The following is a 22174-nucleotide window of genomic DNA, read 5'->3' on the forward strand; positions in this document are numbered from 1 at the left end:
TCCTTTACGAAACAAGCGATTCCTTCAACAAACCTTTCTATTTACCCCTTATAAAACGCAAGATTAAAACCTTCGTTTAGACTAGTCGTTTTACAACGGAAAAGCCTACGATACGATGACGTAATGAGCTGATTATCTTAATAAACACTAGTATTAATATTAATTTTAGAATTATGAACAAAAAGTTTTCTACTCTTTTGGCTGGTGCTGCGCTTCTGGGTGCGGTGACGGCTAATGCGGGAGGACCCGTGAAGACTGTCGCTGCTGATGGTTTATATCAGTTGGCGGTTGATGTCGCTGGGGCAACTACTGGCACAGACAAGGTCCTTACAATGGACAAGGACGGCAAGCTTCTTCCGTTGACGTATAATCAGATTGCTGCAAATCCCGACACTCTTGCGTATTCCTTGTGGTGTGTTGAGGTAACTGCTGAGGGTTATGGAAAAGCTCCTGTCTACAACTTCACGAATAAGGCTACAGGTCAGCGTTTGGATGTTGCGTATGCCGGTACAGCGCTGAATGGTGTGGCTAAACCTGCTTCGGGTGCTACATATGCTGCAACTGGTGCTGTCGTAGGTGGTGAGATGCAAGATTGGGCTTTCTCTGCGACTTATAAGGATGCGATGAACCCTGCTACTTTGTATTCTTATTTCCACGCAGATTCAGTGGTTGGTCTTAAGCTTAATACATCAAATGTATTCGTGTTAGGAAAAGCGACTGCTACAACTGCTCAAGCAGATGCTCAAACTGGTTCTGTATTTACTAAATTCACTTTGGTAGAACCGGATTCAATCGTAATGAACGCGAATGCTGTTAATACAATCTTCGGAACTCAAACCGCTGATAAGGGTGTTAAGCTGACATTCGTTGACGACAAGAATAACACTACTTTGAAGAATTATTTCACGGACGACGCTAAGTTCTTCGCTGTAGATGCAGAGGATAACGGTACGGTAGACCGTTCTTGGTTGCGTATCATTACAGGTAAGAAAGCTGATTCTACTTTCGTTTATGTAGATACTGCTTATGTAAATGAGAATGGTGCTCGTTTCTTAGGTTTCAACACAAAACAACTTACTTATGCTAAATTGAACGCAACTGGAACGACGAAGCATACAGTAGCTGATACATTGGGCACAGCTTTGAATGATCAATCTAAGTTCCGTTTCGTCTACTTCCCTGCAAAAGATAGCTTGGTTATTCAGGTTAAGCAAGTTACTTATACGAAGGATGGCAAGAACGGTAAGTTTGGTGCGGCTATTGCAGCTAATACTGCGGAAATCATTAAGTTAAAAGCCGATGGTACGTTTGACCGTACTAAATCTTTTAATGCTACCAATGCGGATGTTGATCAATATGGAAAAGCAAACTACGTAACTGTTCAAGACTTGGTTAAGGCTGACCAAATCCGTATCGCTACGATCTATTTCAAGAAAGAGGTTGAGATCGCTTTGAACTATAAGGGTTGTGGTACTTATACGACAACGAAGACTTCTATCGCTGATGGCGTATACTTGATCAAGAGCGCTAAGACTGGTAAGTATTTGTCAGTTCCTATCCATAACGATACCACTTGGGTTAACAACGTAGAGGATAGAAATAAAGCAGAATGGGTGACTTTGGATTTGCAAGACGCTAATCATATGCCGGCTTATCAATGGGTTGTATTGAAGGTAAACGCTACGGATAAGAATAATGTTTCTCCGATCAATGCTTGGAACCGTGAGTATTCTCCAGCAGTTACTTATTCTGGTATTCAGTTGAATAAGAATGTAGGTGCTAAATATTACTATGCTTCAAACTTCGCTGGAGATTCTTTGGAATTCGTACCGGTAGATAAGAAGTACTATAGCGATAAATATCTTGGTTACAAGAATCTGTCTGAAGAAGAGTTGATGATCAACAAGTATACATTCAACTACTGGCACCCATATGCGACAGACAAATACATCGCTGTCGTGAAAGATTCTACGATGACTGTTAAGGATGGTATGACCGCGTTCAAGATCCAGACTAAAGGCAAAGAACATGCTTATGGTTATAATCCTTCCGCTGTCAATGGTGACAAGGGTAGAATCCCGGGCTTGGCTCAGTTGGTTAGAAAGATGTACCAGATTTCTTATGACGGAGCGATCTTCGGTAACTACGATGAGGCTAAAGAGAACAAATACACTGTAAGTAAGTTGAATGCTCTTACGGATTCTGTTTATTTCAAGGAGAACAACTGTATTGAGTTGGCGGAAGGTGCTGGCTATAATCATTACTATGCGATCTTGGAGGCTAGTACAAATGGTATCATCCGTAACTATAAGGCTGGTGTTTCTGACTATGACGCTAACGCTTCCTTGAAGGCTCAGACCTTGAAAGAGACAAGAACTTCTGCTTTCTATATCGCTCCGGATCAGACTCCGTTGTATCGTCAGTTCGATAATAAGCTTGTAGGTGAGAATGCTGATAACTCAACAGATAGCTTGTATTTCGTTGAGTCTATTCGTCAGGAATACTTGATGGATGAGTGGAACCCGAACTTGACTACGGAGACTGTTGATTACGCTGGTATCTGGAATAAAGATAAAGCAAATGGTAAATTGGCCTTCCGTATCGATACCGCTTGGTTGACTCGTGGCGCAGGTAAGGTTAAACCTCAATACTTGGTTTCTGCTTATCGTGAGTTGATCGAGGGTGAGAAGATCATTCCTTGTACGGAGACTACAAATAATCACATCACTGCTGACGGTAAAGTTACAGACGATCCATATCAATGCGTACATGCCGTTCATGTGAAGACTCCGGCTTTCATCTATGGTAAGTATTTGGTTAACTTCTCTGACTCAGCTAAAGCAAACATCGCTGCTTCTGTTAACCCGTATTTGTTCAATACCAAGGCTGTTTCTAACAGTAGCTATACTCGCGTAGGTTTCGTTCCTGCCGTTCAATACGGTGATACTTTGTTTGTTTTGACAGGCAAATACAAAGGTATGACTGCTGAGCAATTGAAGAACGAGGGTATCGAGGCGATCAGCGCAGACTACCACAAGAACTACGCTAGCTTCATCAACGTATTGACGGGTGACAAGCATAAGAATGTAACTTGGTCATTCCGTTATGTAAATCCTGATTTGGCTGCTATCGCTTATGTAGATGGTAAAGAGGGTGAGAACAACTCATTCTTGATCGAGTCTAACGTATATGGCGCAACTGATACTCAATATCAGACCGTAGCTGGTGACGCTTCTCGTGCAATCGCTCCTAAAAATGCTGCCGCTTGGTTGAAGATGCATAATGGATGTTTAGTATTGACCGACAAGGCCGCTACATTCGAGGCTGCTAAGACTGGTGGTGACGGTGCATTGGTATTCAACGCATACCAGAAGACAGACGCTGAGGATATGGTAACTTCTAACGATGAAGTTTCTGTAGAAGGCGTATCTGTAGTAGCTGGCAACGGTACTGTAACTGTTCAAGGCGCTGCTGGTAAGTCTGTCGTAATCACTAACATCTTAGGTAAGGTTGTCGCTGAGACAGTCCTTACTTCAGACAACGCTACAATCGCTGTACCGGCTGGTATCGTAGCTGTAGCTGTTGATGGTGAAGAGGCTGTTAAGGTAGTCGTAAAATAAGACTAACCGATGGACTAAACGAATAGAGGCGGGGAGACCCGCCTTTATGTAATATATATAATTAAATAACTATGCCGCAATAAAAAAGTATCCCGTGACGGGTGAACACGTGGCATATTAATACTAAAGTAATTAAAAGTTCTTCCGCAGGTATCCTCGTGAGAAGAGAGAGCGGATCAAAAAACAAGCCCCGTAGGATTATCCTATGGGGCTTTTATTTATCGTATCGCCACCTTGCGTACTGTATCGCCAATGCGGATGATATAATATCCCTTTGCGATATCTACGACATATTCGGCGGTGGACTGCTTGACTTCGATTTCTTTCACCTTGATGCCTACGACACTGTAGATTTCCAAGATACTCCCGACAGGAGCGTTCTCTACCTTGATGCGATTCTCGTAGGCCGTGATTTCGATAGGAGAGGGATCTTCTTGCCTAGAAGCAAATGTCTTGACTCCCGATTTATTAGCTTGTGCGTAAACCGGATAACTTGCGGAGAATGCAAGTGCCAAAGCGATGATATGTATAAGCTTCATTTACTTGTCCCTAAATTCGTACAAATGTAGAAAGTTTTCTGCATATTAGAAAGTAATTAGCTTTATTTCGTAAAACGGATGTATGATTATACGCTAAGCCTCATACCTTCCTCTCCTAAGATCGTGCCGGGAAATATCTTGTCTGCTTCTTTCTTTAACGGTGCCATATCCTCGTAACGAGCCGAGTAATGACCGATAACCAATCGCTTCACTTGGGCTTTATAAGCAATCTCGGCCGCTTGGCGGGCGGTAGAGTGGAAGGTCTCTTTCGCACGTGCGGCGTCACATTCAGCGAAAGTCGCCTCGTGGTATAATAAATCCACCCCTTCAATGATGGGGATTATAGATGGGTGAAAAGCTGTATCCGAGCAATAAGCATACCGTTTGGGAGCGACGGCAGGGCGGGTTAAGCGGGCATTCGGGATTACCTCTCCTTCCGGAGTGACGAAATCAGCGCCCCTTTTGATCTCTTGTATCATACGGACAGGAACCTGATAGAAATCCGTCATCTCCCGGATGATATGCGCTTCTTTGGCTTTCTCGGCGAACAAATAGCCACAACAGGGTATCCGGTGCTTTAACGGAATGGAATAAACGCTTAAGGAGCGATCTTCCATAACCAACGAATGAGTTGTCGGGTCGATTAAGTTAAAACGGATCTCATAAGGCAACCCTTTGCAAAAGATATCAAGTACCGGACGCATATAGCTCTCGATCTCTTTCGGCCCATGAATAACAAGTTCTCCATTACGCCCCAGCATACCTAATGTAGAGATCAATCCCGGTAGCCCGAAGCAATGATCTCCGTGTAGGTGGGAGATGAAGATATGATTTAAACGACTGAATTTTATACGCATACGACGCATTTGCACTTGCGTGCCTTCCCCGCAGTCGATCATGTATAGTTTATCTCGTAAATCTACTATTTGAGAGGTCGCCAGATGGCGTGTCGTGGGCAATGCGGAACCGCATCCCAATATGTTTATATCAAAATCAGCCATTTGTTGTCTATGGGAATAATTGAGTGCAAAGATAATACAAAAGCATTTCTGTTCTGTGAAAAATAACAAAAAAACAAAGTGTAATGTATGCAGGATGAGGTGGATTCCATATATTTGTTTGCTGTCCTTCGGGAAAGCGAATATACAGTCGGTAAATAGACTTAAGATATTTTTTTCTAAGCCTTAACTAACTTTTTCTTTTTGTTTAAAACGGTTAAATGTAGAAACGGCCAAGCGTGAGCTTCGCCGTTTCCTTTTTTTATTGTTAATTTGAAATCTAAATACCTATATCTAATAAATTATGTCATTTAACAATCTACGATTATGAACAAGAATTTTATCTCTGTTTTTCTTCTGATGCTCGCTATGGGTGTATCTGTTATGGCCCAGAGTTATGAGGAAGATTTGGCTTTTTTCAAGGAACGAGTAAAGACTTTAGGCTCGGATGAGTTCGGAGGGCGTAAGCCTTTGACCGAGTATGAGACGAAAACAATCCATTACATCGCTGATGAATTTAAGAAACTAGGTCTTCAACCTGCTAATGGCGATAGTTATTTCCAGCCGGTGAAGGAAATATCTACTTTTACCCGTCCGGTAAAGGATAAGATCACGGTGAAATGCGCGAAAGGCTCTATGGATTTGAAGTTCTCGGATGATATTGTCGTTTGGACGAACCGGGGGACTGAAAAGGTAGTTATCCCTACTACGGATTATGTGTTCTGTGGGTTTGGTATTAATGCGCCGGAATATGGTTGGAACGATTATGCGAATGTAGACGTGAAGGGGAAAATCGTTATCGCTATGGTGAATGATCCCGGTTTTTATGACGCGTCTTTGTTTCGCGGAAAGAACATGACCTATTATGGTCGTTGGACTTATAAGTTCGAGGAGGCGCAACGCCAAGGTGCCGCAGGTTTATTGGTTCTTCATAACGAGGCGGCCGCTTCGTATGGTTGGAAGGTCTGTCAGGCTTCTCACGTGCAGACAAATATCGCTCTTTGCTCGGAGACAATGAATGCGGAAGCTTTGGGCATGAAGGGATGGCTCTCGGAGGAGGCTTGCAAGAAAATGTTCGCCCTTAGCGGATTGAATTTTGATGAGACGATTGCTGCGGCGAAGAAACCGGGTTTCAAGAGTTTTACGATGAAGGCGAAAAGTAAGGTTATATTAAATGTAAAGATGACCGTAGGCGAGTCTCATAATGTGGCGGCTGTTTTACCGGGCACGGACTTGAAAGATGAATACTTGGTTTTTACCGCTCATTGGGATCATTTTGGGATCGGTACTCCGATAGATGGGGATAGTATCTATAATGGCGCTAGTGATAATGCTTCGGGTGTGGCTACCTTAATGCTATTAGCTAAGAAATATCAATCATTGCCTGTTCGTCCTCGTCGCTCTATCGTATTCGTGGCGGTGACTTCCGAGGAATGTGGCTTATTAGGTTCTCAGTACTATTGTGAGCATCCTTTGTTCCCGTTATCTAAAACAGCTATTAACTTGAATTTTGACGGCACGGCCCCGCGTGAGCGTACCCATGATGTTTCTCTCCGGGCAGCGGGCAAGACGGATACAGATGCCTTGGTGATCGCTATGGCCTCGGCACAAGGACGGACCGTGAAGGTTATTACCGAAGATCCTGCGGGTGGTTATTTCCGTTCCGATCATTTTAATTTCGTGAAAAAAGGCGTACCTACGATTTTAGTTGGTGGCGGTAAGGACTACGTGGATAAAGCACGCCATGAGGCTAAACCGAAAGTTTACCGGTATCACCAACCGAATGATGAGTATGATGAATCTTGGTGGGATTTTGATGGGGCTATGGAAGATATGAACTTAATGTTTAGTATCGGTTTAGTCATCGCCAACAATGATGAGATGCCTAAGTGGACAAAAGAGGCGGACTTCCAAAGGCAATAAATTAATGTGCCAATGTAGCAATATGCCAATATGCTAATGTGTCAATTAAGATACTATCACTTGCATTCTCACTGGCACATTGACATATTGGCACATTGGCATATTATTTAATTTGCACATTATTTAATAGGTATGACCTCCTTCTTGCATTTCCTTACTATTGATCTTATGTAGATCAAGCGCTCTCCAAGCATAGAAAATGTAGGCTAATACGAATGGAACGAGAATAGATACATAGCTCATTACTTTCAACGTGAATGGGCTTGAGCAACTATTCTGGATCGTCAATGAACTTTGTAGATCCGCCAAAGATGGGTAGTAAGCCGTATTATTCCATCCTGCGCAAAGTAATAAAGCTAATACGGTCAAGACAGTCCCTGCTCCCGCGAACCAGATGCCTTTTCTCCAAGTCTTCGAGAATATCGTTTTCCCTATGCCGAATAGCACGCCAACCACGCCAATCAATAATACGGCTAACACGATTGGCATCTCGATCAGGTTCATAAAATACTTATACGGTTGCATAAATACTTCTCCGGTATCCGGATTTACGGCAAAACCGTCCACCAACAATAAACGGATCAAGAATGTCAAGAAAAAGACGAGGAACAAGATTGTCTCCGGTATCAATTGTTTCCGGCTTTTAGCGACAATCTCCGGATCATCGATATTGTTGATAAAATAGAGTAGGGCCAGAGCTCGTGCCAAGAAGAAAACTGCCAGTCCTAGGCACAAATTCCAAAATACCAAAGCCGCCTCTAATCCATGCCAAGGATTGGCCCACGTGGAAATGACGGGCATGGCTACATCAGTCAACTGTTCTTTGTTAACAATAAATTCAGCGCCGTTAAAGAAGGTCGCTACAGCGGTTCCGAGTAAGATCGGACCTGCTATACCATTGATCATAAGAAATACTTGATACGTCTTTTTCCCGAGTAGGTTGCCTTTTTTCGCTTGATACTCGTAAGATACAGCTTGTATCACGAAGCAAAGCAAGATCAGCATCCATACCCAATAGGCTCCGCCGAAGCTTGTGGAATAAAATAAAGGGAAAGAGGCGAAGAAAGCACCTCCGAAAGTGACCAACGTAGTGAAAGTAAACTCCCACTTACGCCCGGTCGAGTTCAATAACATTTTTTGCTGTATCTCCGTCTTGCCGATAGTGAAGAGTAGAGATTGGCCTCCTTGTACAAAAAGAAGGAATACTAATAGCGCTCCGAGTAGAGATACCAGAAACCACCAGTAATGTTGTAACAATATATATGTACTATCCATAGGACTTTCTATTTAAGAATTGATATTTGAAAATTGAAAATTAGTGGGCGGCAGCTTCCGGCCCTTTCTTGATGGCCTTAACCATGATTCCAATCTCTGCGATCAGCAGGATCGTAAATAAGATAAGGAACAGGTAGAAAGTGGTCTGTACCGAGGATGGGTTTAACTTGGATATCGAAGCGCTGGTCGGCAAGATATCCTGTATAGCCCAAGGTTGACGTCCTACCTCCGCTACGATCCAACCGGCTTGTCCCGCTATATATCCTAAAGGTATAGACCATAGGCCCACGTATTGCAACCAACGTGTATTAGCGATTTTCCCTTTTTTATCCCATATCAACGTAATAATGAATAGTAAGATGAAGAAACAACCAAGGATCACCATCACACGGAAAGAATAGAATGTCAATCCTACATGCGGGATTAACTCTGCCGGATCCTTAATATAACCATATCCGAAATAGGGGAAATTCTCTTCCAAGGTTACCCTGTATTGCCCGGCGGCTGCGGTATCTTTATCTTTGACCGCTTTGCGATAATCTGCTAACGCTTTGATAGCGGTTTTACCTTTCTCTATTTTTTCTTTGGCGGAGAGCGCTACCGTTCCTTTATTGGTCGTATAACCTCCCTCTATTAAGTTTACGATTCCCGGAACGTATGCGTTCATGTCACGTTCTGCTAAGAAGGAGAGGAGTTTGGGGAACTTAATGTCAAAAATAAATGCGTTCTGGTTATCCAGATAACTCGTCTTTGCCGGATTTAAGATGCCGATACCTACGAGTCCTACTCCGTTGCCACCCTCATAAAGACCTTCCATGGCGGCTAGTTTCATCGGCTGCTTTTGAGCGACTTGGTAAGCGGAGCCATCACCCGTCCAGATAATAAGGATGGAGGCTACCAACCCGAATATAGCGCTGACCTTGATACTTGACAAAGCGAATTCGGTATTCCGTTTCTTTAATAAATACCAGCAGCTGATTCCTAGTACGAACAAGGCGCCTACGATCCAACCGGACAATACCGTATGGAAAAACTTATTAATGGCGACAGGCGATAAGGCTACGGCCCAGAAATCGAACATCTCGTTACGGACCGTATCCGGATTGAAATGCATACCGACCGGATATTGCATCCATGCGTTAGCGATCAAGATCCAGAGAGCGGAAAGAGTAGCGCCGATAATCGTCAGCCAAGTGGAGGCGAGATGAAAGCGTTTGCTAACCTTGTCCCAACCAAAAAACATAACAGCGATAAAGGTAGCTTCCATAAAGAAGGCGAGAATTCCCTCGATAGCCAAAGGTGCCCCGAAGATATCCCCGACAAACCAACTATAGTTAGACCAGTTGGTTCCGAACTCGAACTCGAGGATCAATCCCGTAGCGACACCGATAGCGAAATTGATACCGAATAATTTCATCCAAAATTGGGCGGTCTTTTTCCATGCCTCATTACCTGTCCGATAATAAATCGTCTCCATAATAGCTTGGATGACGCCAAGTCCTAGTGTTAGTGGCACGAAGAGCCAATGATACATGGCCGTAAGGGCAAATTGAGCCCTCGACCAATCGATCAATGAAGTGTCAATGTTTTCAATCATATTTATTAATGTTTTAAGGATTTATTGCCCGTTGTATGAGTTCGTTCGATACGTGGTTCTCCTTCTCACTATCGCTATCGAATTGCCCGAGATAATTAGGAAAGAAGAATAATCTCAAGATAAAAAACATGATAAACAATTTGACTAGAATGATTAGCCAAAGAGTCTTGCCCAGCTTCATCTCCCGGAATCCTTCCAGATAAAAGCGATATATTCGTATGAATGCAGATTCTTTTTTCATATAGTTGTTCTCATTTAAGATAACAGTTGTTAATATGAATATGTTTTCATGTTTTTACAAATATATCCAAACTGCGTTAATAAAATACCCCCAATCCTATAGATAATATTTATGAAATTATAAATAAGATCTATCCTGTCTGTTAAAAAAAACTATTTTAAATAAGAAAGCGGTCTTTTGATCTTGTCAATAATACAGCATTGGCTATATTTGCGACAATTTGTTGCCTGTAAAGGTGTAAAGACACATGAAATATCATTGTTAAGTGCTAATCTATAAAAAATTATTACTATGTCAAACATTACTAGAAGATCTTTTCTTCAAAAAGGTACGGCTGCCGCAGCAGCTTTGACTATTGTTCCGAGTGCGGTCCTAGGTAAAACCCATGGTCATATCGCTCCAACTGATAAATTGAATATTGCCGGTGTAGGTATCGGAGGTATGGGTAACGCTAACTTAAAGAACATGGAGACTACCGAGAATATCGTAGCTCTTTGTGATATTGACTGGAAGTATGCGAAACCGGTATTCGACCGTCATCCTCAAGCTAAGAAATACTGGGATTATCGTAAGATGTATGATGAGATGGGTAAATCTATCGACGCTGTGTTGGTAGCTACCGCCGACCATACTCATGCCATGATCACGGCTGACGCTATGACGCTTGGCAAACACGTATACACTCAGAAACCGTTGACTCACTCTGTTTATGAGTCCCGTTTGCTTACGAACTTGGCTAAGAAGTATGACGTAGCTACTCAGATGGGTAACCAAGGTTCTTCATTGGCTGAAGGTGTAGATTTGATCTGCGAATGGATTTGGAATGGTGAGATTGGTGAGGTTACTAAAGTAGAATGCGCTACCAACCGTCCTATTTGGCCGCAAGGTTTGAACGCTCCTGAGAAAGTAGATAAGATTCCTTCTACATTGAATTGGGATTTGTTTACGGGTCCTGCTAAATTGAGACCGTTTAATAAGACATATCATCCTTGGAACTGGCGCGGATGGTGGGATTATGGTACAGGTGCGTTGGGTGATATGGCTTGCCACATCTTGCATCCGGTATTCAAAGGCTTGAATTTAGGCTATCCGACAAGAGTACAAGGTTCTTCTACATTGTTATTACAAGACTGTGCTCCTAACGCTCAGCATGTTAAGTTGGTATTCCCGGCTCGTGATAATATGCCGAAGGTAGCTATGCCGGAGGTTGAAGTTCACTGGTATGATGGTGGTATGATGCCGGATCGTCCAGAAGGATTCCCTCAAGGTAAGGAATTGATGGGTGAAGGTGGTGGATTGTGTATCTTCCACGGTACGAAAGATACATTGATCTGCGGTTGCTACGGTGTTAACCCATGGTTGTTATCTGGTCGTAAACCGAACGTTCCTCAAACATTGCGCCGTGTGAAAGATGCTATGAAGGGTGGTCACGAACAAGACTGGATCCGTGCTTGTAAGGAAAGCGCTGGTAGCCGTGTTCAGACGAAGTCTAACTTCTTGGAGGCTGGTCCGTTCAATGAAATGGTTGTAATGGGTGTATTGGCTGTTCGTTTACAAAGATTGAATAAAGAATTGTTGTGGGATGGTCCTAACATGAGATTTACGAATATCGATCCGAATGATACGATCAAGATTATCCAGAAAGATACCTTCGAGGTTATCGATGGCGACCCGAAATTTAAGACAGTGTGGACGGATCCTATCAACGCTCAAGAATTTGCTGCAGGTTTGATTAAGCACAATTATCGTGACGGTTGGAAGCTGGTAGATATGCCGAGATAATAGTTTTAACTCAATAAATAAAATGAAAAAGTCAGTATTATTAGCAAGTGCTGCTATCATGATGTGTTATTTTACATCTTGTGGTGGTGGAAAGAAAACAGAAGAAGCTCCTGCAGCTGCTGAGACTACAACAGAAGCCGCAGCTCCTGAGTACAAGCTCATGACAGATCTTCCTACTGTAGATATCACGACTTTCCCGAAAGATAAAGAGGGTAGATATGTGATCTTCGATGGTAAGACATTCAATGGCTGGAGAGGTTATGACCGTGCTGACGTTCCGGGTGCTTGGACAATCGAGGACGGAGCGATCAAAATCAATGGCTCTGGTGCTGGTGAGGCTGGTGCTTCCAACGGTGGGGACTTGATCTTCGCTCATAAGTTGGGTAACTTCGAGCTTGAGTTCGAATGGAAAGTAGGTAAAGGCTCTAACTCTGGTGTATTCATCATGATTCAAGAGGTAGAGGGACAACCTTCTTACATCTCTGCTCCTGAGTACCAAGTATTGGATAACGAGAACCACCCCGACGCTAAGTTAGGTAAGGATGGCAACCGTAAATCTTCTTCTTTGTATGACATGATTCCTGCTAAACCGCAGAACGCAAAACCGTTCGGTGAGTGGAACAAGGGTAAGATCATGTGCTATAAGGGTACAGTTGTTCACTATTTGAATAGCGATGAACCTGTTGTTGAGTATCACTTGTGGACTCCGCAGTGGAAAGAAATGTTGGATAACAGCAAATTTAGCAAAGACAAATGGCCGTTGGCTTATGAGTTGTTGTTGAATTGCGGTGGCGCTAACAAAGAAGGTTTCATCGGATTTCAAGACCACGGGGATGATGTTTGGTTCCGTAACATTACTGTTAAAGTTTTGGATTAATCGTATCAAGCACATTTTAGCATAAATAACGCCCGAGGCCTAAATCTATGATTTTAGCTTCGGGTGTTGTGTTTTTAATAATCGACTTTTTCTAAACCAATTTTTTAGGACCAAGAAATGAAAATAGAACAAGGTTACACGAAAGCGCAGATGACTTGGCTGATGATGCTGCGTCTTTTTATAGGTTGGCACTTTATGTATGAAGGCCTAGTAAAAATCATGAACCCAAAATGGACATCTCTACCCTATCTACTCGATTCAAAGGGTCCCGCTGCTTCATTTTTTATCAAATTGACTCAAGACGACAGTTTGATGACGACCATCAACTTCTTGAATGAGTGGGCTCTGTTATTGATCGGCCTAGGCTTGACTTTAGGCTGTTTGTATCGTTTATCTTCTGTTGGAGGTATGATTCTTCTCGCTATGTACACGTTATCCCACCCCTCTTTTGTGGGAGCGAGCTATATGATGCCGTTTGAAGGCTCTTATTTATGGATTGACAAGAACCTTGTGGAGTTCGCCGCCTTAGGTTTGATGTGCGTATTCCCTACATCACAAATCATAGGATTCGATCGTGTGTTAGGACGTGTGTGTCCGATATTGCATAAACTTAAATTTATTTGATACCCATGGCAACAGAAGATGCAAAGAATACTCCTTCTCAGGAGCAAATGCCCGATAAAGGACGTCGGGACACATTGAAGACATTGGCTACAGTGCCTATCTTAGGTGCTTTGGCATATGGCGTTTACCAAAAAAGGAAAGACGCTTTAAGAGGCCGTAACATATCAGATGTATTTCAGGTAAGTAACAGACAGGCCTCCTATTTGGAGCCGCAAGGCGATGGCAAGAAGATCCGTATCGGTTTGGTCGGCTTCGGTATTCGTGGAAAGCAATTGATGCGTGCCGCAGGTTTCGCTGAGCCTTCTTGGATCGATAAGATGAAAGAAGCTAATAAGTTGAATAAGAAAGACACGCGTTATCAGCAATATATGGAGCAAGATGATCTGAATATTGAGATAACCGCGGTTTGTGATATATTTGATGTATATGGTGAGGCCGCTGTATTGACCGGTTCCAATATCCATCGTGAGGGTAGCGGCGGTAAGTTCGGGCCTGCTCCGAAACGTTACCGGACTTATCAAGAGTTGGTAACGGCTCCGGATGTGGATGCCGTTATTATCGCTGGTCCGGACCACTGGCATAGCACGATCGCTATGGCTGCGGCACGTGCCGGAAAGCATGTATATTGCGAGAAACCGTTATCATGGACGGTTCCTGAGACGTATATGGTTCGCCAAGTGATCAAAGAGACCGGCGTTGTATTTCAGTTAGGTCACCAAGGGCGTCAGACCGACTGTTATCAGAAGGCCGAGGAGATTATCGGTAACGGATTATTAGGTCCTGTTAACTTGATCGAGGTTTGTACGAACCGTAACTCTCCAAATGGTGCTTGGGTATATGATATTATCGAAGGCTCTAATCCTAATACGATTGATTGGAAGCAGTTCGAGGGTGATCCTGAGCGTATTAAGGAATATATGGATTATATGACATCCAACAAGCTTGAAAGATATATCGGTCCGGACGAGCGTAGCAAGTTCAGTCTGGAACGTTTCTTCCGCTGGCGTTGCTGGTGGGATTATAGTACAGGCCTTTCCGGTGACTTGTTGACACATGAGTATGACGCTGTCAACCAGATCATGCATGTGGGTATACCTCATTCCGCTACTTCATCCGGCGGTGTTTATTTCTTCAAGGACGGACGTACGGTACCTGATGTATTGCAGACTACTTTCGAGTGGCCGGATCGTGACTTGACGATGTTGTATAGCGCTACATTGGCAAGTAGCCGTAACCGTGGCAAGGTGTTCATGGGGCATGATGCTTCTATGGAGGTTTCCAATATCTTGGCTATTACGGTTGACCAAGATTCCACTCGTTATGCGGATAAGATCAAGGAAGGTATTATTCCTACAGATACTCCGTTCTATACCTATGTACCGGGACAAAATAGCTCGGATTCCGTTACATCTCCTACGGAGTTGTATTTCGCTAAACGTGGTTTGCTGTATACGTATGTAAATGGTAAACGTTATGATACGACTCACTTGCATATCCGTGAGTGGCTAGAATGTATCCGTCAAGGCAAGACTCCTAGCTGTAATATCGACGCCGCTTTTCAAGAGGCTATGACCGCTCATATGGGTACTCGCGCTTATCTGGAAGGACGTACGATGTACTGGGATAAGGACAAAGAAGAGATTGTAAGAGGTGAACTTGCGTAAGTATCTAAAAAGACGATAAATAACTTTCCCAAGAAGCGAACTTCATAAATGGATGGAGTTCGCTTCTTTTATTTGTGCATGTATAAAATTTCTTCTCTTTTTTGTAACCGATTTGTGATTACTCATGTCTTATTGATAAAAGCGAATAATTTATTAAACCTTTAAAGAATAAAAGATATGAACGAGTTGTGGATTCCTATTTTAGGTGTTATTTGTGCGGTAGGTATGCCGGTATTGTTAGGTATTATCGCTAGTTACATGACCATTAAAAGTAAGCATGAGGAAAAGATGGCGATGATCGAGAAAGGAATTGTGTTGGAAGAGGCTATGCGCCCCGAGAGAAGGCCTAATCGTTATAATACCCTGCGTAACGGTATTTTTATGATCGGTTTGTCTTTGGGTGTGATTGTCGGTATGATGGTCGACTCTGCTTTCACTTACGATAGCGATTGGTTCTTTTTGTTAGTTCCGGCTATTACGATTATGTTCGGTGGAGTAGCTTTTATAATTTATTTCTTTCTTTCCCGTTCTTTAATGGAGAAGGAGAGATTGGAGGACGAGAAGAAAATGCGTCTGGAAGAATAAACGATACCGGATGGATGAGCGAAAGTGGATAGAACGTATTTTGGCAGGGGACACGCAAAGTTTCTCCTGCCTTGTCGCGAAGTATGAGAAGATGGCTTATACCATCGCTCTTCATATCTTGGAAAATCGCGAGGAGGCAGAAGAGGCTGTACAGGATGCGTTCGTGAAGATGTATCGTGCTCTTTCCGATTTTCATTTCGATAGTAAGTTCTCAACATGGTTTTATAGAATCGTGTATCGTACGGCGTTGACGGCCTTGAGACAACAGCGTATGTTCGTGAGTTATGAGGAGGCAGGCCCTGTAGACCTTTCGAATGACGAGGTTGAATCGGCTACGGCTTTATTAGAGCGTGAGGACCGGAAAGAGATGATCGCACGTACGCTGAAAAAGCTTCCGGCTGATGAGGCCTTGTTGCTTACTCTTTATTATTTGGAGGAATGCTCGGTGGAAGAGATCTGTCAGATCACTGAATTGAGCGCTTCTAATGTGAAAGTAAAACTATTCCGTGGGCGGAAACGGTTTTATGAAGTGTTGCAAGATAAAATGAAATTAGAGACAGCTGATTTGTTATGAATATGAATGAGAAAGATATTGATCATTTGACACGTAAGTTGATGCGAGGGACGGCGGAACAACCTTCGGCCTCATTAAACTCCCGTATTATGGCATTGATTATACAAGAGAAGAAGCGGGTATATAAGTACTATATCAAGAAACGATTTACACCTGTAGGCATTTTTAGCATATTTGTCGCTTATATGCTTGTGTTAGTAGGCATCTTGTATTTGGTTAAGCTTTCTCCGGGCGGGGCGGAAACGGTTTTAGGCTCTTTGCGAGCCTATTTCCCGATTGTTTTAACGATTGCTTCCGGGATCTCTTGTTTCTTCCTGTTTACACAACTCGATAACTGGTTGAAGAGAGAAGAGATACGCCGGCAAAACACCTCAAAATAAAAATATCCGGTTGTAGAGACGGGGCATGCCCCGTCTCTACAACCGATTAATTGGCCTTGACTTTTAGATTTCCATATCGATTTCCTTCGAAGTGAATCGTCGGTTGCTTTCCACCATTAATCTCATAGGTGTAATTCTTGTCACGATCCTCATCGTCAAAATGCTTGCGGGTGATATTGAAACCGTTCACGTCGCAGCTTGAATACTTCATGTTCTCCGCTACTATCCGGAAAGAAGTTTTTGCGGGAAGCGCTACCTCTAAATTCCCATAATGAGATTCTACGTTCACCTTCGAGAAAGAGGGAGACAAGTTTCGTATCTTTAAGTTACTATAGCTAAGGCTACTTACATTCAAGGCATCTTTAAGGGTCCCAATTTTAGCGTCGCTGTACTTAATCTCCATGTCTAGTCTGCTTACGCTTTCAATGGTGAGATTACCATATTTAATCTCCATGCGTAAAGATTGTATATCCTGTATATCCAGATTGGAATATTTGCTGTCTATCGTTAAATCTTTAGCGTTGCGAATCTTGGCGGTTCCTACGTAGCCCAGATCCAGTTGGGCGTCCTGCAGATTTCCTACCTCGATGTTACCATATTTGGCCTCTATCATTGCGTTGGCTGTGAAATTACCCGCATTCAGGTTGCCGTATTTTACATGGATATCCATGTTGCCGTTATTATCGCTTGGCAAGTTGATATTTCCATATTTCTGGTTCAAGTCTGCGGCGAGCTTAGGAGGCATCTGGATATAATAATTGATCGTCATGGACTCATTATTTGAATTGCTATTCATCTCCTTCTTTATCGTAGTGACCGCTGAGACAATACCACCTATCTTCTTGGTCTCGATTTGGATACGGTCCAAGTTCTCTTGAGCACGTTCCTCGCTGCGAGCCTTACATTCTACCTCAACCCGTATAGCTACCGTATTCTGATTCCAGTGGGTAACGGTGATGTTTCCATAACGATTTTCTACTTGGAGACGATCACCGGCGCTTACGCTGTAGGATTGGGATATCTCTTTTTTCTTGATCTTCTCTTGTGGCCTAGCTATTGCCGATAGATTGCATAGCAGCAATACGAAAGTCAGCAATACGGCGGGACTCAATTTTACGTGTGTCGTGTTCATGATTGATATGTATTAATTGTTATTACTATTTCTGGTTATCCGTGACTTGTTCCATTTGCTTAAGCATCAGCGTGAGGCCCTCCAAGCTATTGCTGTAATGCTGGGTCATGGCGAAGAGACCGTCGTTGGAACAAGGCAAGGTAGGGAGTATCGTTTCCTCGAACATATAATTATCCGTGAGGATCCGTTTGCTCTCTTGCAATAACTCTTCCGCTCCCGGTGTCCGGTCCTGTTTATACAACTTCTTCATCTGCGTCAATACGTCGTTCATTTGCATATTGTAATATAGACGTAGTTCCTCGATCTCTTCTTGGGCCTCGCAGGTCTGGGCCGTGGTCTTTTGCGCGGGTTCCGGCAGACCGGTCCCTCCCGGCAAGCGGAATAAGAGCAACAAAGCGATAGAGGCAGCTATGGCAAAGGCCGATAGGTTGTATAGGGCCGCACGGTTTTTCCGTGGCTTCGGCAGTTTTTGCTCGAAACGTTCGAAGTGACCTTCGGGAAGCATCTCATCTTCCTCGAATGCGTCACGGTTTGCGTCTATGAAATTCTTTAGTTTATCCATGTTTAATTGGCTGCTATAATGTCTAACAATTTCCGCTTAGCGCGTAGGTACTGGCTACGGACACTTGGCGGTTGGATTTTCAGGATAGAGGCGATCTCTTCCATATCATATCCCTCAAAGAGGTAAAGCGAGAGGATTATGCGATAGCCTGCCGGCAACTTCGTGGTGGCTTCCTTTATCTGTGCCACGGAATATTGGATTTCTTCCTCGTCCGGTCCGTCCGTTTCCGGTTCGGCCAGATTGTCGGAAAGCTCCTCTTGGTCCGGTGCTTGGCGGCGTACATAATCGATGGCCGTATGGATGGCGATACGATGCATCCATGCCTCAAAGCATTGCCCGTCATGATATTGGTCCAAGCGTGTGAAGATCTTGAGGAACGAGTCCTGCATGGCTTCTTCCGCCTCGGATGAGTTGCCTACGATACGCAAGCAGGCTATATACAATCGCTGTGCGTATTGTTTGTACAACTTCAGTTGCGAGCTCCGGTCTCCCCGGCGGCAACCCTCGATCAGATGTTCGGTTACTTTGTCCATTTGTTTATATAAACGAGAGTGATGCCTTGACCGTTGCATCTTGTAGCGTAAAAATACAAAAAAAAGAAAGGCATCATCTCGACGCCTCTCCTCCTGAACTAAATGATAAAAATAAAAGTTATGTGGGAAGGTTTATTTCATGTCTGTTATATTGGAGATACTATCGTTCGTATAGCCTTGCGAAGTACCTTCCATTTTTGTCTTATCCGAATTATATTTCAATTTATAAGCCTGTTTCCCGTCGGAAGTCCAATAGTTTACGACAAGATCGACCGTCTCTCCTTTGGTATCTGGCAAGGAAGACAAGTTGAACGCCACACGTCCGGCCCCAATCGTATATTGGGGATCATCGTAAGCGTTATGCCTAAACTCCAGCGTATAAGGATCATTCTCGGCATCCGGTTGGATCAGGTTGATAAAGTGGGCGGTCTTGCCTCCCCAGAGTGTCTCGAAATAGATATTCAAATATCCGTCTCCGATCCACATATTATTCTCATAAATACTTACCGGGTCCGTACCATAGATAGAATCATTGGCCGCTCCCTCGTTCTTAGCGATGGATTTCGTAAGGATGTTATGGATCGCGTTAACCTTGACATAATGGGAGAAACCTCCTAGATTACTTTGGGTGGAATCCGCCAATATCGTGAAGTTCACCAAGGCACGTTGGTTAGGCTTCGGCTGATAGTTCGGATAGTTCGTGGCGGCGGGCCATAGCTTATCTCCGTCGTCCAGCCGTAAGTAATATACGTTATTACCTTCCGGTACTACGGTAGCGACCGCTATCCAGATATCACCTAAAGAATACGAGTCATCGTCATCTAAGCAAGAGGGTAGGGTGAGGGATACTAAAGCGATCCCGATAACCAATAAAAAAGCTCTCAACGTCTTCATTCCTTTTGTTTCTTAAAAAGTTCACATTTCATCGTTCTATGAGGAAAGATGTAAGTTCGGGATGAAATGCTGCAAAAGACGTTAATAAAAGATGTTAAGAACCAAGGGATTCAACGATTAGCCGTGCCGTACGCTTTGAAGCCCCGGGCATTCCTAGCGTATGGATAATCTCGTCGTATCCGTCTAGCATTCGTTTTCGATAGGCCGGATCTTGTAGGATACGTCCTAGCTCGTCTTGTATTTGCGATTCGGAGAAGCGGGCTCCGAATAGTTCTTGTACGATCTCCCGTCCCCCGATCAGGTTCACGAGGGATATGTATTTCGTATGGAAGAAATGTTTGAAGATAAAGCTGGCCAACTGTCCGGCCACGACGTAGTAGCAAACGACTTGCGGAACCCGGAACAGGGCGGTTTCCAAGGTTGCCGTGCCGGAGGTTACCAAGGCGGCGGCGCTATGTTGTAGCAAGGGATAGGTTTTACCGAACACGATCTTGGCGGGATAAGAGCCTATGTATTCTTGATAGTAGGCAGGATCGATGCCCGGCGCTCCGGCTATTACCGGCTGGTAGTCGGGATATGCGGAGGCTACTTTCAGCATGGTCGGTAAATTATCCTTGATCTCTTGTTTGCGGCTACCGGATAGCAAGGCGAGGATAGGCTTGTCGGCCAATCCTTCCTCTTTGATAAATGCATCTTTGGGAATCGCTTGATGCTCCTTGTAATAGGCTACGGAGTCTACGGAAGGGTTTCCTATGTAATCTACCGAATAATTAAGCTTCCGGAAAAACTCGGTCTCAAACGGCAGGATGCAGAACATACGATCTACATAACGCCGGAAGTCCTTGATGCGGTATTGCTTCCAGGCCCATATTTTGGGGGATATGTAGTAATATACCGGGAGTCCCAACTGGGTTTTCACGTATTTGGCGATCTTCAGGTTGAATCCCGGATAGTCAATTAAAATGACGACATCTGGCTGATAGCGGCGGATATCCTCTTGGCACGTCCTCATGTTATTTAAGATGGTGCGCAAGTTCAGCAATACCGGGATAAAGCCCATGAACGCCATCTCCCGGTAATGTTTGACAAGAGTTCCTCCGACGGCTCTCATCAGATCGCCGCCCAGAAAGCGGAACTCGGCCTTCGGGTCATTCTCTTTCAAGGCTGCCATCAAATTCGAGGCGTGCAGGTCTCCGGAGGCTTCTCCGGCTATCAGGTAATACTTCATGAATTGAAAATTAAAGGATCCAGTTGTTTAGGGTGGCCATGAAGTCGTAGTCCGTAACGTCGATCTTGCAGGGGACTAGGGAGGCGTATCCGCTGTCCAGCGCAAGCATATCATTGTCCGGGTGGATGGGTTTGGCGCTTTCGAAAGCCCCTGTCAACCAGAATACGGGCTCTCCGCTGGCGTTCTCGGAACGCTTGAATTCACGTACCCAACGACCGTCAGCTTGGCGACAAACTTTCAATCCTTTCACTTGCGGTAGCTTCGGCACGTTGAGGTTTAAGTAGGTTCCGTGCGGTAAGCCTTCTTTTAATACCCGGCGTGCCAGCATACGTCCAAGACGGCAGCATTCGGAGAAGTCGGCATCAGCCGCATGGTCCAGTAAGGATACACCCATGGAAGGGACATTGAAAATACAGCCCTCGGCGGCGGCACCCATCGTTCCGGAATAATTTACGCAGATAGCCATATTCCCCCCGTGGTTGATACCGGAGACTAACAGATCGGGCTTGCGCTCCAAAACCTCATTAATCGCTAATTTAACGCAATCAACCGGTGTCCCGGTGCAACTATAGATGGTAAGTCCTTCCTCCTTTTTCAACAAGGTATACTTGATAGGAACTAAAGATGTAATGGCACTACCCATCCCGGAACGAGGTCCATCGGGAGCGAATACCACCAAATCGCCTAGATCTTTCAGGCACTCAATCAATTCGTTAATACCTTTGGCCCATACGCCATCATCATTCGTGATCAGAATCAACGGTCTCTCGTTTGTCATATCGTTTTATCCTTATAGTTGTCGTACAAAGGTAACAATAATTTGCGAACAATGGTTGGGGTGTGAGGGATGGGAGTTGTCCTTTCGCCTAATCAGTTGTTGATCAGGCGAAAGGTCTCAGATTATTATAGTTTCTCTATTTCTTCTATGGAGAGGCCGGTGGCAAAGGCGATTTGCTCTATACTAACTCCTAATTTCTTAAGATTAAGTGCTATGGAGTGTTTCTCTTCCTGTCGTCCTTCTGCTTTTCCTTTTTGCAAACCTTCTTGCAAACCTTCCTGCAATCCTTTTTCCATCCCTTTTTTCATGCCTTTCTCGACGGCGAAGTCCAAGGTGTTGTAATAATCATTATACATCTTCCACTCCGC

Annotated in this window: 20 protein-coding genes and 1 pseudogene; 9 read left to right on the forward strand and 12 right to left on the reverse strand. The window is 44.0% G+C overall.

All coding sequences use genetic code 11. The features are described from left to right. Nucleotides 1–173 precede the first annotated feature (173 nt). Nucleotides 174–3620, forward strand: a complete 3447-nt coding sequence (locus tag DWX84_RS20065) for a DUF6383 domain-containing protein (RefSeq protein ID WP_121961255.1) — start codon at nt 174–176, stop codon at nt 3618–3620. A gap of 218 nt (nt 3621–3838) precedes the next feature. On the opposite strand, the gene DWX84_RS20070 is transcribed toward DWX84_RS20065, so the two are convergent. Together DWX84_RS20070 and DWX84_RS20075 are read right to left on the reverse strand one after the other, a co-directional pair. Then, nucleotides 3839–4159: a T9SS type A sorting domain-containing protein gene (locus DWX84_RS20070; RefSeq protein WP_005861068.1), complete on the reverse strand. Its 321-nt coding sequence runs from the start codon at nt 4157–4159 to the stop codon at nt 3839–3841. Between the two features lie 86 nt (nt 4160–4245). After that, entirely contained in the window at nt 4246–5160 is a 915-nt protein-coding gene (locus DWX84_RS20075; RefSeq protein WP_121961254.1) for a ribonuclease Z, read from the reverse strand. Between the two features lie 324 nt (nt 5161–5484). On the opposite strand from DWX84_RS20075, the gene DWX84_RS20080 reads away from it, so the two are divergent. Continuing rightward, the gene (locus tag DWX84_RS20080) at nt 5485–7080 is read left to right on the forward strand and encodes a M28 family peptidase (protein WP_036615334.1); all 1596 of its coding nucleotides are present in this window, start codon (nt 5485–5487) and stop codon (nt 7078–7080) included. 123 nt (nt 7081–7203) lie between these two features. Here DWX84_RS20080 and DWX84_RS20085 read toward each other — a convergent pair whose 3' ends face one another. Genes DWX84_RS20085 through DWX84_RS20095 form a run of 3 tightly spaced genes read right to left on the reverse strand, consistent with a single transcriptional unit; the run spans nt 7204 to nt 10193 of the window. Beyond that, entirely contained in the window at nt 7204–8355 is a 1152-nt protein-coding gene (locus DWX84_RS20085; protein WP_005861074.1) for a cytochrome d ubiquinol oxidase subunit II, read from the reverse strand. A 40-nt stretch (nt 8356–8395) separates the two neighbouring features. Then, a complete protein-coding gene (locus tag DWX84_RS20090) occupies nt 8396–9952 on the reverse strand; it encodes a cytochrome ubiquinol oxidase subunit I (protein WP_057326036.1) in 1557 nt (518 codons plus the stop codon). A gap of 13 nt (nt 9953–9965) precedes the next feature. Continuing rightward, a complete protein-coding gene (locus DWX84_RS20095) occupies nt 9966–10193 on the reverse strand; it encodes a DUF4492 domain-containing protein (protein ID WP_005861078.1) in 228 nt (75 codons plus the stop codon). A 291-nt stretch (nt 10194–10484) separates the two neighbouring features. On the opposite strand from DWX84_RS20095, the gene DWX84_RS20100 reads away from it, so the two are divergent. The 7 genes from DWX84_RS20100 (at nt 10485) to DWX84_RS20130 (ending at nt 16679) form a co-directional block, all read left to right on the forward strand. Next, complete coding sequence (locus tag DWX84_RS20100; protein WP_036615329.1) at nt 10485–11975, forward strand: Gfo/Idh/MocA family protein; 1491 nt, start codon at nt 10485–10487, stop codon at nt 11973–11975. Between the two features lie 22 nt (nt 11976–11997). Next, nucleotides 11998–12852: a DUF1080 domain-containing protein gene (locus tag DWX84_RS20105; RefSeq protein WP_005861081.1), complete on the forward strand. Its 855-nt coding sequence runs from the start codon at nt 11998–12000 to the stop codon at nt 12850–12852. Nucleotides 12853–12969: 117 nt separating this feature from the next. Next, nucleotides 12970–13476, forward strand: coding sequence for a DoxX family membrane protein (locus DWX84_RS20110; RefSeq protein WP_005861083.1), 507 nt, complete (start codon nt 12970–12972; stop codon nt 13474–13476). 5 nt (nt 13477–13481) lie between these two features. Continuing rightward, a complete protein-coding gene (locus tag DWX84_RS20115; RefSeq protein ID WP_005861085.1) occupies nt 13482–15140 on the forward strand; it encodes a Gfo/Idh/MocA family protein in 1659 nt (552 codons plus the stop codon). Nucleotides 15141–15317: 177 nt separating this feature from the next. Continuing rightward, a complete protein-coding gene (locus DWX84_RS20120) occupies nt 15318–15725 on the forward strand; it encodes a DUF6249 domain-containing protein (RefSeq protein WP_008773927.1) in 408 nt (135 codons plus the stop codon). A gap of 10 nt (nt 15726–15735) precedes the next feature. After that, entirely contained in the window at nt 15736–16299 is a 564-nt protein-coding gene (locus DWX84_RS20125; RefSeq protein WP_122377612.1) for an RNA polymerase sigma factor, read from the forward strand. Nucleotides 16300–16301: 2 nt separating this feature from the next. After that, complete coding sequence (locus DWX84_RS20130) at nt 16302–16679, forward strand: hypothetical protein (protein ID WP_226769929.1); 378 nt, start codon at nt 16302–16304, stop codon at nt 16677–16679. 46 nt (nt 16680–16725) lie between these two features. On the opposite strand, the gene DWX84_RS20135 is transcribed toward DWX84_RS20130, so the two are convergent. The 7 genes and pseudogenes from DWX84_RS20135 to DWX84_RS20165 form a co-directional block, all read right to left on the reverse strand. Further along, the gene (locus tag DWX84_RS20135; RefSeq protein ID WP_005861094.1) at nt 16726–17811 is read right to left on the reverse strand and encodes a hypothetical protein; all 1086 of its coding nucleotides are present in this window, start codon (nt 17809–17811) and stop codon (nt 16726–16728) included. Nucleotides 17812–17836: 25 nt separating this feature from the next. Next, nucleotides 17837–18373 carry a hypothetical protein gene (locus tag DWX84_RS20140; RefSeq protein ID WP_048927914.1) on the reverse strand — a complete coding sequence of 179 codons (537 nt, stop codon included), beginning with the start codon at nt 18371–18373 and terminating at the stop codon, nt 17837–17839. Nucleotides 18374–18375: 2 nt separating this feature from the next. Beyond that, nucleotides 18376–18906: an RNA polymerase sigma factor gene (locus tag DWX84_RS20145; protein WP_048927915.1), complete on the reverse strand. Its 531-nt coding sequence runs from the start codon at nt 18904–18906 to the stop codon at nt 18376–18378. 132 nt (nt 18907–19038) lie between these two features. Further along, nucleotides 19039–19800 carry a NigD-like protein gene (locus DWX84_RS20150; protein WP_048927916.1) on the reverse strand — a complete coding sequence of 254 codons (762 nt, stop codon included), beginning with the start codon at nt 19798–19800 and terminating at the stop codon, nt 19039–19041. Nucleotides 19801–19894: 94 nt separating this feature from the next. Continuing rightward, entirely contained in the window at nt 19895–21028 is a 1134-nt protein-coding gene (gene lpxB / locus DWX84_RS20155; RefSeq protein WP_048927917.1) for a lipid-A-disaccharide synthase, read from the reverse strand. A gap of 10 nt (nt 21029–21038) precedes the next feature. After that, nucleotides 21039–21806: a 5'/3'-nucleotidase SurE gene (gene surE / locus DWX84_RS20160; RefSeq protein ID WP_011966925.1), complete on the reverse strand. Its 768-nt coding sequence runs from the start codon at nt 21804–21806 to the stop codon at nt 21039–21041. A gap of 125 nt (nt 21807–21931) precedes the next feature. After that, a pseudogene (locus tag DWX84_RS20165) lies at nt 21932–22174 on the reverse strand (hypothetical protein); the annotation flags it as partial.

Origin of the sequence: Parabacteroides sp. AF21-43, assembly GCF_003635435.1 — a bacterium.
Lineage (GTDB): Bacteria > Bacteroidota > Bacteroidia > Bacteroidales > Tannerellaceae > Parabacteroides > Parabacteroides distasonis.